The sequence below is a fragment of the Anaerotignum sp. genome, assembly GCF_030625865.1.
In the GTDB taxonomy this organism is placed as follows: Bacteria; Bacillota; Clostridia; order Lachnospirales; family Anaerotignaceae; genus Chakrabartyella.
Map to the genome: position 1 here is coordinate 117,846 of NZ_DAOUQB010000001.1, position 15,381 is coordinate 133,226.

Below are 15,381 nucleotides of genomic sequence, written 5' to 3' on the forward strand. Positions count from 1 at the left end.
TTCTTGATTTCTCTTGTCATAGCTGATTTGTTCCTGTATAATGCAATCAAGAAGAGATATTTAGCACACAAAATATTTTTCGACAGGAGAGTAAATTTAAAGAAAGGACGTGCCATCTATGACAGCAAAAACTCATGGATACATTACAAAAGAGATCGAACTGGAACAGCTATATCAGTTTGTATTAAAATATTTTGACCCTAGTGCAAAAATAAACCGCTACGAAAATCGTTTTGGAGAAAGCAATGAAATGGCTGTTTATTTCACTTACAAAGGTGAGGAAAGACGACTTTTTACAATGGTTTACAAAAGCCGTAAATTTTCCAAAAATGGAGAAAAGCATCGAATGATTTTCTTGGATTTGGATTATTGGGGACATAGTGTAGAAATTATGCGTTCTATTTTGTCTTTCTTCGGCGGTTGGCTGGATGAAAACGATTGTGATAATGAGGAGCCTTATTATATTGAAGTGCAGGCAGACGGTGTTACGCCCAATATTATTAAGATTACCAGAAGCGAGTTAAACAGACGTTTAGGCGGTATGGTAGTTATTATTGAAGATGAAGATGAAACCCAGGTGAAATAAAGAGAAGAGTGTCGATAAAATCGGCACTCTTCGTCTTACTTTGGAAAATTAGGAGAAGTTACTCTTTTTTCAAAAAATAGGGAGTTTGTTAGGCTGAAAGGGGTTTTTCCAACAGGAAGAACTCTTTTCCTTTTCGTGGAAATCTTGCAATGATCTTTCGATTTATGGTATAATTTAAAGATATCGTAAGATGACAAAATGGAATATGGGTGTAAGAAGGGTGGGGTCTTTATGGATAAAATTGATTTTTGTCGAAAAGTAGATGAGGATATTGACCGTAGCCGTAAAACATGGGATGCTTATTCCTATGATGCAGAAAAGATGTCCGTTTTGTTTCGTTATCTTATGAGTGAATATAAAAGTGAAATAGATGGTTTTTGTGTTGGGCTTAGCGTAATTCAGCCATATGAACAGACTGCGTTACAGGCAGAGGCGTATCGTGAAAATGTAAAAAAAATGATGGAACGATTAGATGGTTTTCGTCAGAATGGTTACCAAAATGAAGGCCTATTGGAGTATTATCTTAAACAAGAGCAAAACGATGTACCGATGGATGTGAATTTTACGCAATTGCGTTTGGAATTTGGATTTATGGATCATATTTCCAAACATGAGAAGGATGAAATTATTGATAAATTAGAAGAGATGGAAGAAATATGTTCCCAGGTTATATTCAAACGGCAAAAATGGGAATTGATGCGCAAGTATTTGGTTTGGTTGTCAGGCAAAGATGTGGACATTGCGTTAAAAATACTTCCGGCTTTTTTTAAAATAAATAAGATGTAAGAGGGAATACAGATGGTTAAGTTGATTGTTTCAGATATGGACGGCACATTATTAAACGATGAAAAGAAAATCGACAAAGATATTTATAAGATTTTACCAAAATTACAGGAAAATGGAATTCGCTTTGTTGTTGCCAGTGGGCGACAGTACCCAAGCTTGAAAAAACATTTTCATGAACACATAAAAGATGTTGTTGTGATTGCAGAAAATGGTGCCTTTGTTGTGGATGATGGGAAAGAGCTTGTGGTTGAGCCAATGCGTCATAAGGAAGTGACCCATTGCCTAGATACCATATTTTCTATGGAAGGGGTGGAGCCCCTCCTCTGTGCCAAATATTGCAGTTATACAAGAAGCCCGGAACTTTTGGAATTCTTGTCTTCTCCGCTATTTCATTATGAAATGCGTTTGGCAGAGGATTTATTTCATGTGGAGGATGATATTATTAAGGTATCCATGATTTCCCATGAGGGTCAAAGCGCTGAAAGTTGCTACAAAAAATTACGCCCTTTGCTGGATGACGGTTTAAATCTTGTGATTTCCGGCGATGCTTGTTTAGACACGGGGCTTAACGGGGTAACCAAGGGAACGGCTGTGGCGGCTTTGCAAAAGATGTGGGGCGTAACGCCGGAAGAGACCCTTGTTTTTGGTGATCAATACAATGATGTGGAAATGTTTAAGCAGGCTTATTATAGTTATGCCATGCAAGGCGCAGCGGAAGGCGTGAAACAGTTTGCCCGTTTTCAGGCGGGGAGCAATAATCATGGTGGAGTAGTCAAGGCGATACGAGAATTAACAGGGCTTTAAACCCAAAAAGAACGGAGAAAATCATGAAAAAAGCAGCAAGCTATGCCCTTGGGTGCAAGGTGAATCAATATGAGAGCGAGGCAATTGCCGAGTTATTTGCCGAAAAGGGATATGAAATAGTAGGAATTGATGAAGCAGCAGATGTATATGTTATTAATACCTGTACGGTTACGAATTTTGGGGATAAAAAATCCAGACAATTAATTCGTAAAGTAAAGCGACAGAATGAAAATGCTGTGGTGGCTGTGGTGGGATGTTATGCCCAAACAGCACCTCAGGAAATTATGAAGGTAGAAGGCGTAAATCTAATAATCGGTACGAAGGATCGAGGACAGATTGTGGAAATGGTTGAAGACTATAACCCTCAAAATGGGGTGGAAAACCATGTTTCCGATATTATGAAGGAGCGGGTGTTTGAACCCCTTTCCATTCAGAAATTAGCCAATCGTACCCGTGCATATTTGAAAATTCAAGATGGGTGCAGCCAGTATTGTTCCTATTGTATTATTCCTTATGCCCGAGGACCCATTCGTAGTCGTGAGCCCAAGGATGTTTTGGAAGAAGTAAGATGTTTGGCGAAAAATGGATTCAAAGAAGTTGTTTTAACGGGAATTCATGTGGCAAGTTACGGCAAAGACCGTAAAGATACAAGCCTTTTGGATATTTTACGTCAGGTACATGAGGTCGAAGGGATCAGCCGTATCCGTTTTAGCTCTATTGAGCCCAATGTGGTGACAGAGGAATTTGCAAAAACAATGGCGGAATTACCTAAGGTTTGTCACCATTTCCACCTTTCATTGCAAAGTGGATGTGATAAAACCTTAAAAGAAATGAACCGCAAGTATGATACGGAAAAATATCGTCAAGCGGCAGCAATGTTACGCAAGTATTTGCCGAATGTGGCATTGACAACGGATATTATCGTTGGGTTTCCGGGAGAAACGGAGGAAGATTACCAAGAATCCTTTGATTTTGCTAAGGAAATTGGGTTTTCTAAAATACATGTATTTCCATATTCTCCTAAGAGGGGCACCCCGGCGGCAGAAAGACGGGATCAGCTTCCTAACAGTGTAAAAACGGAAAGAAGCCACAAGTTACTTGCCCTCAGCGATGAGATGAGTACTGGGTTTTTGGATGGTTATGTGGGGCAATCCGTTGAAGTTTTGTACGAAAAACAGGTTACAGCGGGAGTATACGAAGGGCATACATCAAATTATATAAAGGTTCATGGAAGAAGTGAAGAAGAAATCACCAATCGTATTGTTTTGACGAAGATCACCCATATTGATGAAGAAAATGCTTTGGGTGAGGTTATTTTGTAATGATTCTGTAAGGAGAATATAGTTGCAATCCGCTTTGGTTTATATTATGATGAAGTAAGATGATAGATGAAGAGCGAATGGATCCAGTGTTGGGGAGTGAGCAGTATGAATAATAATATCAACGAGACACAATATTTTGGAAGATTGGATAAAGAACCCGAAAACGAAGCAAAAAAGATCCTCATCGCTGTTAGTACGGCTTTGAAGGAAAAAGGATATAACCCAGTGAATCAGATTGTCGGATATATCTTATCCGGCGATCCTACCTATATTACCAGCTATATGAACGCTCGTGTGATGATCAGAAAATTGGAGCGGGATGAATTATTGGAAGAATTGGTAAAAGATTATATGGAGCGGAATGAATAAGAAAGAGGAAATCATTTGCGTATTTTAGGATTAGATTATGGCGATAAAACCATTGGTGTTGCGGTAAGCGATCCCTTGGGTTGGACAGCGCAGGGGGTGGAGATTATTCGTAGAGAGAACCCTGCCGAATATAAAAAAAGCTTGAAACGCTTATCGGAATTGGTTGACGAATATAACCCAGAGGTTATAGTAATGGGTTACCCCAAAAATTTGGATAATTCCGAAGGGGAGCGTTGCATCAAAACAAAGGCTTTTGCGGAGCGGATTGAGAAACGCTTTCCCAAGATAAATTTAGTTTTTTGGGATGAACGTTTTAGCACGATTGCTGCTGAGCGTGCGTTGCGTGAGGCAGAACTGAGCCATGAAAAAAGAAAAAGTGTAATTGACAAGATGGCTGCCGTGCATATTCTTCAGGGCTATTTAGACAGCAGAAACAGAGGATAGAAGCGGTGGCAAACGGAGCGTAAAAGGAGCAAAGAAAAGAATGGCAGATATTTTTGATGAAGTAAATGAGTATGAGTTTGAAACAGTGACAATGGCTGGGGAAGATGGTTCCGAAGTTGAATTTTCTATTATTGATAACGTCGCTTGCGGCGGTGAACGATATTTGTTGGTCGTGGAAACAGAATTGATGGACGATGATGAAACAGAAGCCCTTATTTTAAAGGAAACTTCTATTAATACAGATGACGTAACTTATGAATTGGTTGAAGATGATGCAGAATTTGACCGTGTGGCGGATTTATTTGCTCAAAAGGGTGAAGATTACGAGGTTGAAATCGATTAAAAAAAATTTGTATACAGATGATTTTATCACAATTTTTTAGGCAGACAGGAACCACTTTAGATCAAAGAAAATAGTCTTAGTTCCCAAGATGGAAAGTTTGTGTCAAATAGAATGAAAATTTTTTTGCCGGATTGAATAAAGTCTTTTGGAATGAGAGAGAATATGAAAAAGTAAAAGAATAAATCGAAAAAGTATGAAGTGTTATCCAATAGATTGGTAGGGTAATTAACTTTTTACCAATGAGAAACATAATTGTTTCTTACTCTTTGTTTACAAAAAGAATTGTCAAACAGAGTGTTTTTGTAATTTTTAATTATGATCAAAAACGTATTTATTAATACGTTTACGATAGATGAGGGGCTAATTGCCTAATCATCATGTGCGGAAAAAAGAAGAAAACAGAATACGTATGACTTGGCAGAGCCTTTGGAAGGAAAACATGGGACGGGAGAGATGTTTTTAAAGATATGGGTGACCTGCCTTCTTAACGTATACCCAAAAAGAGATGAAAGAGATTTTTATCTGTATGGGTTTTGTTTTTGCGGTTTAAACTGCGCTTTTTTGCGGCATAATAATGGAATAAGTAAATCGGAAAAACGAAAAGTAAAGGAGGTGTGTTTTTTGGCAGGAAGAAAACCAAAACCCAAGGCTAAGCTTAAAGTTGCTGCTTTGGGGGGGTTGGATGAAATCGGGAAAAATATGACTATGTTGGAATACGGAAATGATATTATGATTATTGACTGTGGCCTGGCATTCCCTGAAGACGATATGCTGGGAATTGACTTAGTTATCCCCGATATAACTTATCTGACTAAAAACATCGACAAAGTAAGAGGTATTGTATTAACCCATGGGCACGAGGATCACATAGGCGCATTGCCTTATGTTTTAAGGCAGCTAAATGTACCTGTGTTTGGTACACTTTTGACATTGGGATTGTTGGAAAACAAACTTAGAGAACATAAAATGCTGGATAAAACTGTTTTGCATACCGTGGTTCCCGGAGAACGGGTGAAGTTAGGGCTGTTTAATGTGGAATTTATCCACACGAACCATTCTATTGCAGATGCTGTTGCATTGGCAATTCATACGCCCATTGGAACAGTTGTGCATACAGGGGATTTTAAGATAGATTATACTCCCATTGATGGGGATATTATTGATCTTCAGCGTTTTGGAGAGTTGGGAAAAGAAGGCGTTCTGCTTTTAATGAGTGACAGTACCAATGCGGAAAGAAAAGGCTTTACCATGTCAGAAAAAAATGTGGGTAAGGTTTTTGAAAAGATTTTTGAGGAGTCTCCTAAAAATCGTATTATGGTTGCGACTTTCTCATCTAATATTCATAGAATACAGCAGGCGGTAAATGCAGCCCATATGTATGGTCGAAAGGTTGCCATTATCGGTAGAAGCATGGTAAATGCGGTAAAAACGGCATCTGAATTGGAGTATTTGGATTTACCGCCTCGTACCATTATTGATATTGGCGAGATTAAAAACTATCGCGATGAGCAACTTGTTATTATTACAACCGGCAGTCAAGGGGAAGCCATGTCTGCTCTTTCCAGAATCGCAATGAACGAGCATAAGCAGGTGAGCATTAAGCCTGAGGATAAAATTATCATTAGCGCATCTGCAATTCCCGGTAATGAGAAGAATGTAATTCGTGTTGTAAATGAGCTGCTGAAAAAGGGTGCAAATGTTATTTATGGGGATATGGAGGAAATTCATGTTTCCGGGCATGCAAGACAAGAGGAGCTCAAGCTGATGCTTGCATTGACAAAGCCAAAGTTTTTTATGCCTGTGCATGGTGAGTTTATGCATCTTGCCAGCCACAGAGATTTGGCCATTTCCATGGGAATAGAGAAAAAAAATATTTTTGTTATGAAGTTAGGCGAGGTGCTGGAAGTATCACGAAACGAGGCGAAGGTCAATGGAACTGTACCTGCGGGACAGGTTATGGTAGACGGCCTTGGCGTTGGTGACGTGGGCAATATTGTCCTGCGAGATAGAAAGCATTTATCCCAGGATGGTCTGATGGTGGTTGTTGTTACCATGGACCGGGAAAATGGTAATATTGTTGCCGGACCTGATATTATTTCCAGAGGTTTTGTATACGTTCGTGTTGCAGAAGACCTTATGGATGAAGCAAAAAAAGTGGTAATGGAAGCTTTGCTAAAATGCGAAGAAAAAAATATTACCAGCTGGAATTATATTAAGGGTATCATTAAAGATACGCTGAAAAACTTCCTTTGGCAAAAAACCAAAAGAAGCCCTATGATTCTACCTATCATTATGGAAGTATAAAAGGAAAAACCCCGAGGATACTGATAGAATCAGCATTTTTCGGGGTTTGTTTTTTGTTGGCGTACCGTGGAAAATACGAAATAATTTTAACAATTGGTTTGAATGTTTTTTTGCTGTTTTATGATATAATTATTTAAGGAAAGGCGGGAAAAACATGCAGTCAATTAAACAAATCAAAGATTATTTACAACATTGCCCTATGGAACAGCTGAATCAAGGGATTGAGAAGTTTGCCTTGGATGAGCGAAAAGGGGTGCAAAGTGCTATTGCATCGGCAATGAAACGAAAGGATGCTTACGAGAAAGAACAGATCCGTCTGGAAGGACTGCTGGAATATGAGAAATCCTGTTATGAACAGGGGTACGATTTGATTGCAGGGGTGGACGAGGTTGGTCGAGGCCCATTGGCGGGACCCGTTGTTGCTGCAGCAGTTATACTCCCCAAAAATTGTAAAATAGAGGGCGTAGATGATTCCAAAAAGCTTTCGGCAAAGAAACGGGAAAGTCTTTATGAAGAAATATTGGAAAAAGCCATTTCCTATGGAATTGGCGTGATTTCATGGGAAAGAATAGATGAGATTAATATTTTGCAGGCGACCTATGAGGCCATGCGTCAGGCAATTGCTGATTTGAATCCTGTACCTAGATTTATTTTGGCGGATGCAGTGACCATTCCTGGAATTTCTATCCCCCAAAAGGGCATTATAAAAGGAGATGCTAAGAGTCTTTCCATTGGTGCGGCAAGTATTGTAGCAAAGGTGTATCGGGACAGGCTGATGGAGACCTATGACGAATTATATCCTGCATATGCTTTCGCTTCAAACAAAGGCTATGGCTCGGCGCAACATATTGCGGGGATTCGTGTTCACGGAATCTGCCCCATTCATCGTAAAAGTTTTATAAAAAATTTTTTGAATCCAGAAGATAATCAAACAAAAGGTATTTATGGTGAGGAGCTGGCGGTAAAAGAGATGCGTCGCTTGGGCTATGAAATTTTGGAAAGAAATTATCGTAGTCTGGGAGGAGAAATAGATATTATTGCAAAAAAGGATACATACATCATCTTTACTGAAGTAAAATATAGGGCAGGGCGAAAAAAAGGGGAGCCGGCAGAAGCGGTAGACAAACGTAAGCAGGAGCATATTATCCGTACTGCGAAAGCTTATATTGCTGAAAACGGTCTCGATTGTGATTTTCGTTTTGATGTTGCGGAGGTTTTGGAGGAGAATGGAAAAACGTATTTTCGTTATACGGAGAATGCGTTTTGGTTAACATAAGGAGTGGATTATGAGGATTGAGAAAATTGGAGAAGTAGAAGTAATTGTTTTTGACAATTTAGCCAAAACGGATATGGTGAAGCATTGTTTTACAACACGTTACGGCGGTGTAAGCCAGGGTTACTACAGTAGTATGAATATGGGATTAACCAGAGGTGAAGACCAAACTTTGGTTTTGAAAAATTATGAGATATTAGGGGATGCCATAGGTTTTTCCAAAAAAAATTATGTGACATCCCAGCAGACTCATACTACAAATGTGCGGCGGATTACGGCGGAAGACAAGGGAAAAGGTGTGTTGCGAGAACGAGGATATTCCGACGTGGATGGACTGATTACCAATGAATCCGACATTCCTCTTGTTATTTTTGGTGCAGACTGTGTGCCTGTTTTTTTGTTGGACACTGAAAAAAGAGCCATTGGTATGGCGCATTGCGGCTGGATGGGCACCGGCAACCGCATGGCGGAACATACCTTAAAGGCTATGATAGATGCTTTCGGAACAGACCCGAAAGATGTAGTTGCGGCAATTGGCCCTTCCATTGGAAAATGTTGTTTTCAGGTAGATGAACCGGTAGTATCGCTGTTTCGGAAAAATCTCGATTTTGCTGAGGAAATTATTTTTGACGACCCAGAGGAAGGGGGGAAATACCGCATCGATCTTTGGGAAACAAACCGTCAGTTATTAGCAGATATGGGTGTGGAAAACATCGAAATTGCAGGTCTTTGTACCATGTGCGATACGGAGCGTTTTTATTCTCACAGAAAAATGAGGGAGAATAGAGGCGTTATGGCGGGCATTATGGAGTTAAAAGGCTGAAAACAGGGTATGTGCTATTGTATTTGGAAAGAATACTGTGGTATAATCCTATATGGTTTTCGTGGCTAAATTTACCTAATTAATATGGAAAACACAAATGAATTGTAAAATAGAGAGAAGTATGGAGGAAAAAATATGAGCAGACCAATCGTAGCAGTGGTTGGCCGTCCCAATGTAGGAAAATCTACATTATTTAACCGTCTGGCAGGGGAGAGAATCTCCATTGTTCAGGATACACCTGGGGTTACCCGTGATCGTATCTATGCGGATGTGGAATGGCTGAATCATAAATTTACTTTGATAGACACCGGTGGTATGGAAATCGGTTCTGAAGAAATCATTCAAAAGCAGATTTTACAGCAGGCGGAAATTGCCATTGAAACTGCTGATGTAATTATTTTTGTTACCGATGTTAAAACAGGGGTGACTGATGATGACCGTCAGGTGGCAAATATGCTGCGTCGTACAAAGAAACCTGTGGTTCTGGCGGTGAATAAGGTAGACAGCACAAAGCGGGACAGCTTAGACATTTATGAATTTTACGAACTGGGTATTGGAGATCCAGTGCCGGTTTCCGCCGGACAGGCATTAGGTCTTGGCGATATGTTGGATCAGGTAGTTGAAAACTTCCCTGATGGTTCGGAAGCAGGAGAAGATGATGATGCTATCCGTGTTGCAATCATTGGGAAGCCAAATGTTGGTAAGTCCTCCTTGATTAACAAAATTCTTGGGGAGGATCGCTTAATTGTCAGCAATATCCCCGGTACAACAAGAGATGCCATTGATACACCCATTACTGTAGACGGAAAAAAATATATTTTTATTGACACGGCAGGAATGCGCCGTAAAAGCAAAATCAAAGAAGAAATCGAGCGTTTTAGTATTATCCGTGCAGTTGCTGCGGTGGAACGCTGTGATGTAGCGATTTTGGTGATTGATGCTAACGAAGGCATTACCGATCAGGATACTAAAATTGCGGGGATTGCCCATGAAAGAGGAAAAGCAGCCATTGTAGCTGTGAATAAATGGGACTCCATTGATAAAGACGATAAGACCATGAACCGTTACTTAAAGGACATCGGAAATGAATTGGCCTATATGGCTTATGCACCTAAAGTATTTATATCTGCCTTTACGGGACAGAGAATAACCCGTATGCTGGAGTTGATCGAGACGGTACACGAAAACCATGCTCTGCGTATTAGTACCGGTGTGCTGAACGAAGTATTGATTGAGGCCATGGCAATGCAACAGCCTCCTGCGGACAAAGGAAGACAGCTGAAGCTGTATTATATGACTCAGGTTTCTGTAAAACCGCCAACTTTTGTAATTTTTGTTAATGAAAGAGAATTATTCCATTTCTCCTATCGTAGATATATTGAAAATCAGTTAAGAGAAGCCTTCGGGTTTGTTGGTACACCTATTCATTTTATCGTAAGGGAAAAAGGGGAAAAGGATTGATATGTATAGACTCATTAGTTTGCTAATCGGGTATTTTATTGGCTGTATCTCTATGGGCTTTATTGTTGGAAAGCTGACAAAAACAGATTTGCGCCAAAAAGGAAGCGGAAATTTAGGAACAACCAATGCCCTTCGTGTTTTAGGTTTTCGGGCTGGTTTGGCAACATTTCTTGGGGATATTTTAAAGGGTGTTGTGGCATTCTTTCTTTGCAGAGCCATATTTTCGGATTTTGGTTTCATGGCAGGCGTTTATGCGGGGGTCGGTACCATTTTAGGGCATGACTTTCCCTTTTATTTGAAATTCAAAGGTGGAAAGGGAATTGCATCCACCATTGGTTTTGTTCTTTCTTTAGCTTTTGTATTTTCACCTTTTTTTGCAGTCGTTACCATAGGGGTGGGAATTTTGGGCGTTTTGTTTTCTCGTTTTATTTCTGTTGGTTCTATTTTATTTTCCATTTCCATTCCCATCAGTGCATTCTTTTTGGGAATGCCCATAGAGGGAGTTGGACTTTTTACCGCTTTGGCTATTTTAGCCATATGGCGCCATAGAGAAAATATAAAACGTTTGAAGTCTGGCACAGAAAATAAATTTACACTGCATAAAAGTGTGCAGTAGGAGTATATTGGAGGTGGGCAACATTGAAAAAAGTTACGGTAATTGGTTCAGGCAGTTGGGGTACCGCTTTAGCCGTTATGCTTCAAAAGCACGGACATGATGTTGTGATTTGGTCCAGAAGGCAGGATGCAGTAGATGAAATGCAAAGGGACAGGGAAAATAAAAAATACTTGCCCGGCATTACACTTCCTGAGGGATTGAAATTTACAACAGACCGTGAGCAGGCAGTGAAGGATGCAGAAATTATTATACTGTCTGTACCATCAAAGGCTGTACGTCAAACGGCAATGGATTTTGCGCCGTATTTTACCAAAAATCAGGTTTTGGTAAACGTTGCCAAGGGCCTTGAGGAGAGCAGTTTAAAGCGTCTTTCACAGGTGATTCAGGAGTGTATTCCCCAATGTGAGGTATGCATTTTATCCGGCCCCAGCCATGCTGAGGAGGTAGCCAGGGATATTCCCACTACCTGCTTAATCGCTTCCGAAAATGAGGAAACGGCGAAAATGGTACAAGGGGAGTTTATGAACCCAAGATTTCGCCTCTATACCAATACGGATGTGATTGGAGTAGAAATGGGTGCTGCACTTAAAAATGTTATGGCTCTTGCGGCAGGGGCTTCGGATGGACTGGGCTTTGGGGATAATACAAAAGCCGCAATTATGACCCGTGGTATTGCGGAAATGCGGCGCCTTGGGGTAGAAATGGGCGGAAAAACAGAAACCTTTGCAGGGCTTTCGGGTATTGGTGATTTGATTGTAACCTGTACAAGTATGTACTCCAGAAACCGCAGAGCCGGAATTTTATTAGGTCAGGGAAAAAGCCTGGCAGAGACATTGGATGAGGTTAAAATGGTTGTTGAAGGGGTAAATACTGTTCAGGCGGCGTATAAGCTGGCGCAGGAGCATCATGTGGAAATGCCAATTACCAATGCTATTTATGAGGTGCTGTTTCAAGGCAAAAACACGAAACAGGCTGTGCTGGATTTAATGAGCAGAGACGGTAAGGCTGAATAGAGATAAAAATGCTCCGATTTTTATAAGTTGGGGCATTTATTTTTTTACAAATTATTGTTTTATTTGGAAATAAATATAAAAGAATTGCATATAGATTACTTTGTTTTTTATCTTCTGGGCGGGATGATTTTATGCGCAAATCATTTCAAAATATAATTTTATTATTCCATGAAAGGATTAGGTATATTTTCTTTTCTTTTACAAATAATACAAGCACAAGAGAAATCAAGTGAAACAACCTTATTTGTAAATGGAGGAATTTTCTATGAAAGCGACGGGAATCGTAAGAAGAATAGATGACTTAGGAAGGGTGGTTATCCCCAAGGAGATCCGCCGCACATTGCGGATCAGAGAAGGAGATCCATTGGAGATCTTCACAGATAGAGAAGGCGAAATTATTTTAAAGAAGTACTCTCCCATTGGTGAGATGGGAACATTTGCGAAGGAATATGCAGAGAGCTTGGCACAAACTGCCGGACATGTAACCTGTATTGTGGATAAGGATCAGATTATTGCCGTTTCCGGTGGCTCCAAGAGGGAATTATTTGAAAAGCATATCAGTCAAGAAATGGAAAAATGTATTAACCGCAGAACAACATTGATTGCGGATAAAAATGACAGCAACTTTGTACCGATTCTGGACGATGACAGTATGGAAGGGTATAATCACCAACTGATTACACCTATCATCGCCGAGGGTGATGCTATGGGCGCAATTGTTTTCCTCTCAAAAGACAAAAAGATGGGCGAGGTAGAGGGCAAATTAGCCCAAACGGCAGCCGGCTTTTTGGGCAGACAAATGGAACAGTAATCGCCCATGTTATTGCTTGTTTTGAAGGAATACAGAAGAAATTTCGTTACACTTCAAGTTGATTTTAGAAACAATAAAAACGGTATTCGTAAATTGGTGCGGATACCGTTTTTATTTGAATAAAAATGTCTTAAGGCTTCTGGAATGGTAAAGATGAGATAGCATCATGGAAGAGATTTTTTTGAGGGAATTGTCTTTTGTTGTAAGAATGGTAAAAGTATGGTACGCTAAAATAAGTTTATTTTAAAGGGGATACAAAAGATGAAGCATTATTTTATCATAAATCCTAAAGCGGGTCACGGCAAAGGGCGGAACATGATACCAAAGATACAAAAAGCATTAGATGGTCGGGGGATTTCATATTGTATTCATATGACACGTTGTCAGGGAGATGCTGAGGTGTTTATAAGAGAAAAGGCGCAGGACGGCAGAACAGCCAGATTTTATGTATGTGGCGGCGATGGAACACTACATGAGGCCATGAACGGAGCGTATGGATTTACCAATGTTTCTGTGGGGTTGATCCCTACAGGAACAGGAAATGATTTTGTGAAAAATTTCGCTCCTAAAGATGCTTTTTTTAATATTGAAGCCCAGATGAATGGGACGGAAATACCCATAGATCTCATCCGAGTGAATGATAAGCTGGCAGTAAATATGATTAATATCGGGTTCGATTGTGAGGTGGCAGCGGAGGCAACGAAACTAAAAAGGTATCCCTTAGTAAGAGGGTCTTTGGCATATTGGATGGGGCTATGTAAGCGTTTTTGTGGCCCTATGGGCAATGAAATGGAAATTTCCCATGGAGATGATGTGATTTTTTCTGGCGAGTTTTTACTCTGTACCATTGCAAATGGAAGTTTTTGCGGTGGAGCTTTTCGATCGTCGCCCTATGCAAAAATTGATGATGGGCTTATGGATTTTGGGGGGATTAGAAAATTTACACGATTGAAATTATTAAAAATGCTTCCCAGCTATCAAAATGGTACATATTTGAAAAAAATGGAACGGGATAAAGGGGTGTACTATAAACAGTGTGAGAATTTATCAATGCGCACAAGAACCCCTTTATTTGCCAGTGTGGATGGGGAGATTATCTCCTTTACCCATTTGGATATGAAAATTGAGAAAAGGGCGGCAAAGTTTATAATGCCAAAGGGAACAATAAAAATTGAAAAACCAACGACTGACAAGAAAGAATTTATTTAGTATTTGGGTTAGGAAAGGTGGTTTTATTATGGATTTGGTAATTGGTGGAACATATGAACACTATAAAGGAAAAAAATATTGTGTTGTTGGGATAGCAAAGCATTCGGAAACTCTGGAGGAAATGGTTGTATATCGCCAACTTTATGGAGAGCATGGTCTTTGGGTACGGCCAAAGGAAATGTTTTTGGAAAATGTAAAGGTGGAGGGGAATTTGATCCCTCGCTTTCGATTGCTTCAGGAATAAAAAAGTTTTTAATAAAATGAATTTAAAGGAAAAAGGCACGATCCCTTTCTTGGAACGTGCCAAAATATTTTAGAATAAGTAACTGAGATATGGAATGATCCCAAAAATAATAAACAGACCAAATACGCAAAAAATAGGGAGAGAAAGAAAATGCTCTGTGGTTCCGTTTTTTAATGTATAAGGATTGGACGCAGGGTTTATTTTTAAAAATGCGAAGAGGATTAAACCCAATAACGGCAGAGATAAAAAGGCGGATATCCCGGTATAAAACAAAATTGTGGTGTTTCCCGGCATTTCCATGGCAGCAACATCCTGAGATACAGGAAGAAACATACTTATGACATTCGTTGCATTAATAATAAAATGCGGGATAATAGAAGCCCATATGGAACCTGTTCTTTCTACTAAAAAACAAAAAAATAATCCGGCAAAAAAAGCATAGGGAAATTGCTGAGGGTTCATGTGCAAAAGCCCGAACAAAAGGGCGGTGCAGAAAATTGCCTTCCATGTGCCCAAGCGGCGATAGCCTGATAAAAACACACCACGTAAAGAAAGTTCTTCCAAGAATGCCGGTAAAATTGCCATGGAAATTAATGTACTGACAAAGCTTGCACCCTCCAGTGTTTCAGCATATTCCAGAGCCACGTTTGGGAAAAACATAGACGTGAAAAATGAAAGAAAACGCATGAGGGGTTGTATGACAAATCCAAAAACAATAATCAGCAATAAATTTTTCCATCCCAAAGGGTAAAGACGAAAAACTTCCTTGGGATTTTTTTTGGTACAGATAAAGTATCCGATGATGGGAATTGCAAAATACACAATTTGCACGATGCTGGAAAACCAGACATAAGGTATCGCTTGCATAACGGGGACAAAATATAAAAGCTGCCCGCTGACAAGAAAAAATACAAAAAAGATTAATGCAAAAAGATTTGTTTGTTTGGTTTGATTCATTTTTTTCCTCCAAAAA

17 protein-coding genes are annotated in these 15,381 nt (G+C 39.8%); 16 read left to right on the plus strand and 1 reads right to left on the minus strand.

Going from position 1 to position 15,381, the window contains the following annotated elements; all coding sequences use genetic code 11:
* Positions 1-118: 118 nt before the first annotated feature.
* The 16 genes from P9Q65_RS00515 to P9Q65_RS00595 all read left to right on the plus strand — a co-directional run bounded on the left by P9Q65_RS00515 (position 119) and on the right by P9Q65_RS00595 (position 14,408).
* Positions 119-586 (plus strand): hypothetical protein, encoded by a 468-nt coding sequence (locus tag P9Q65_RS00515; RefSeq protein WP_304507120.1) that lies wholly within the window; start codon positions 119-121, stop codon positions 584-586.
* A gap of 231 nt (positions 587-817) precedes the next feature.
* Positions 818-1,372 (plus strand): hypothetical protein, encoded by a 555-nt coding sequence (locus P9Q65_RS00520; RefSeq protein ID WP_304507121.1) that lies wholly within the window; start codon positions 818-820, stop codon positions 1,370-1,372.
* A gap of 12 nt (positions 1,373-1,384) precedes the next feature.
* Positions 1,385-2,176 (plus strand): Cof-type HAD-IIB family hydrolase, encoded by a 792-nt coding sequence (locus tag P9Q65_RS00525; RefSeq protein ID WP_304507122.1) that lies wholly within the window; start codon positions 1,385-1,387, stop codon positions 2,174-2,176.
* Between the two features lie 23 nt (positions 2,177-2,199).
* Positions 2,200-3,498 (plus strand): tRNA (N(6)-L-threonylcarbamoyladenosine(37)-C(2))-methylthiotransferase MtaB, encoded by a 1,299-nt coding sequence (mtaB, locus tag P9Q65_RS00530; protein ID WP_304507123.1) that lies wholly within the window; start codon positions 2,200-2,202, stop codon positions 3,496-3,498.
* Positions 3,499-3,603: 105 nt separating this feature from the next.
* Complete coding sequence (locus P9Q65_RS00535; RefSeq protein WP_304507124.1) at positions 3,604-3,867, plus strand: IreB family regulatory phosphoprotein; 264 nt, start codon at positions 3,604-3,606, stop codon at positions 3,865-3,867.
* A 15-nt stretch (positions 3,868-3,882) separates the two neighbouring features.
* Positions 3,883-4,311 (plus strand): Holliday junction resolvase RuvX, encoded by a 429-nt coding sequence (ruvX, locus tag P9Q65_RS00540; protein ID WP_304507125.1) that lies wholly within the window; start codon positions 3,883-3,885, stop codon positions 4,309-4,311.
* Positions 4,312-4,351: 40 nt separating this feature from the next.
* A complete protein-coding gene (locus P9Q65_RS00545; protein ID WP_304507126.1) occupies positions 4,352-4,654 on the plus strand; it encodes a DUF1292 domain-containing protein in 303 nt (100 codons plus the stop codon).
* A 612-nt stretch (positions 4,655-5,266) separates the two neighbouring features.
* The gene (locus P9Q65_RS00550; RefSeq protein ID WP_330695096.1) at positions 5,267-6,958 is read left to right on the plus strand and encodes a ribonuclease J; all 1,692 of its coding nucleotides are present in this window, start codon (positions 5,267-5,269) and stop codon (positions 6,956-6,958) included.
* A 154-nt stretch (positions 6,959-7,112) separates the two neighbouring features.
* Positions 7,113-8,234 carry a ribonuclease HII gene (locus tag P9Q65_RS00555; protein ID WP_330695086.1) on the plus strand — a complete coding sequence of 374 codons (1,122 nt, stop codon included), beginning with the start codon at positions 7,113-7,115 and terminating at the stop codon, positions 8,232-8,234.
* A gap of 10 nt (positions 8,235-8,244) precedes the next feature.
* Positions 8,245-9,054: a peptidoglycan editing factor PgeF gene (gene pgeF, locus P9Q65_RS00565; RefSeq protein ID WP_304507128.1), complete on the plus strand. Its 810-nt coding sequence runs from the start codon at positions 8,245-8,247 to the stop codon at positions 9,052-9,054.
* Between the two features lie 135 nt (positions 9,055-9,189).
* On the plus strand, positions 9,190-10,515 hold the full coding sequence (gene der, locus P9Q65_RS00570; RefSeq protein ID WP_304507129.1) for a ribosome biogenesis GTPase Der: 1,326 nt from the start codon (positions 9,190-9,192) through the stop codon (positions 10,513-10,515).
* Between the two features lies 1 nt (position 10,516).
* Positions 10,517-11,131: a glycerol-3-phosphate 1-O-acyltransferase PlsY gene (gene plsY / locus P9Q65_RS00575; RefSeq protein WP_304507130.1), complete on the plus strand. Its 615-nt coding sequence runs from the start codon at positions 10,517-10,519 to the stop codon at positions 11,129-11,131.
* Between the two features lie 23 nt (positions 11,132-11,154).
* Positions 11,155-12,144 carry an NAD(P)H-dependent glycerol-3-phosphate dehydrogenase gene (locus P9Q65_RS00580; protein ID WP_304507131.1) on the plus strand — a complete coding sequence of 330 codons (990 nt, stop codon included), beginning with the start codon at positions 11,155-11,157 and terminating at the stop codon, positions 12,142-12,144.
* A gap of 265 nt (positions 12,145-12,409) precedes the next feature.
* Positions 12,410-12,955: a stage V sporulation protein T gene (gene spoVT / locus P9Q65_RS00585; RefSeq protein ID WP_304507132.1), complete on the plus strand. Its 546-nt coding sequence runs from the start codon at positions 12,410-12,412 to the stop codon at positions 12,953-12,955.
* Between the two features lie 261 nt (positions 12,956-13,216).
* Positions 13,217-14,164 carry a diacylglycerol/lipid kinase family protein gene (locus P9Q65_RS00590; RefSeq protein WP_304507133.1) on the plus strand — a complete coding sequence of 316 codons (948 nt, stop codon included), beginning with the start codon at positions 13,217-13,219 and terminating at the stop codon, positions 14,162-14,164.
* Between the two features lie 28 nt (positions 14,165-14,192).
* Positions 14,193-14,408, plus strand: coding sequence for a DUF1653 domain-containing protein (locus P9Q65_RS00595; protein WP_304507134.1), 216 nt, complete (start codon positions 14,193-14,195; stop codon positions 14,406-14,408).
* A gap of 69 nt (positions 14,409-14,477) precedes the next feature.
* Here P9Q65_RS00595 and P9Q65_RS00600 read toward each other — a convergent pair whose 3' ends face one another.
* Positions 14,478-15,365, minus strand: a complete 888-nt coding sequence (locus P9Q65_RS00600; protein WP_304507135.1) for a CPBP family intramembrane glutamic endopeptidase — start codon at positions 15,363-15,365, stop codon at positions 14,478-14,480.
* Positions 15,366-15,381 lie beyond the last annotated feature (16 nt).

Bases quoted from the DNA above. Each gene is read 5' to 3' on its own strand.
- P9Q65_RS00515 (WP_304507120.1), top strand. From the start codon at position 119: ATGACAGCAAAAACTCATGGATACATTACAAAAGAGATCGAACTGGAA.
- P9Q65_RS00595 (WP_304507134.1), top strand. From the start codon at position 14,193: ATGGATTTGGTAATTGGTGGAACATATGAACACTATAAAGGAAAAAAA.
- P9Q65_RS00545 (WP_304507126.1), top strand. From the start codon at position 4,352: ATGGCAGATATTTTTGATGAAGTAAATGAGTATGAGTTTGAAACAGTG.
- P9Q65_RS00600 (WP_304507135.1), bottom strand. From the start codon at position 15,365: ATGAATCAAACCAAACAAACAAATCTTTTTGCATTAATCTTTTTTGTA.
- P9Q65_RS00520 (WP_304507121.1), top strand. From the start codon at position 818: ATGGATAAAATTGATTTTTGTCGAAAAGTAGATGAGGATATTGACCGT.
- der (WP_304507129.1), top strand. From the start codon at position 9,190: ATGAGCAGACCAATCGTAGCAGTGGTTGGCCGTCCCAATGTAGGAAAA.
- pgeF (WP_304507128.1), top strand. From the start codon at position 8,245: ATGAGGATTGAGAAAATTGGAGAAGTAGAAGTAATTGTTTTTGACAAT.
- plsY (WP_304507130.1), top strand. From the start codon at position 10,517: ATGTATAGACTCATTAGTTTGCTAATCGGGTATTTTATTGGCTGTATC.
- P9Q65_RS00555 (WP_330695086.1), top strand. From the start codon at position 7,113: ATGCAGTCAATTAAACAAATCAAAGATTATTTACAACATTGCCCTATG.
- P9Q65_RS00590 (WP_304507133.1), top strand. From the start codon at position 13,217: ATGAAGCATTATTTTATCATAAATCCTAAAGCGGGTCACGGCAAAGGG.
- spoVT (WP_304507132.1), top strand. From the start codon at position 12,410: ATGAAAGCGACGGGAATCGTAAGAAGAATAGATGACTTAGGAAGGGTG.
- mtaB (WP_304507123.1), top strand. From the start codon at position 2,200: ATGAAAAAAGCAGCAAGCTATGCCCTTGGGTGCAAGGTGAATCAATAT.
- P9Q65_RS00535 (WP_304507124.1), top strand. From the start codon at position 3,604: ATGAATAATAATATCAACGAGACACAATATTTTGGAAGATTGGATAAA.
- P9Q65_RS00525 (WP_304507122.1), top strand. From the start codon at position 1,385: ATGGTTAAGTTGATTGTTTCAGATATGGACGGCACATTATTAAACGAT.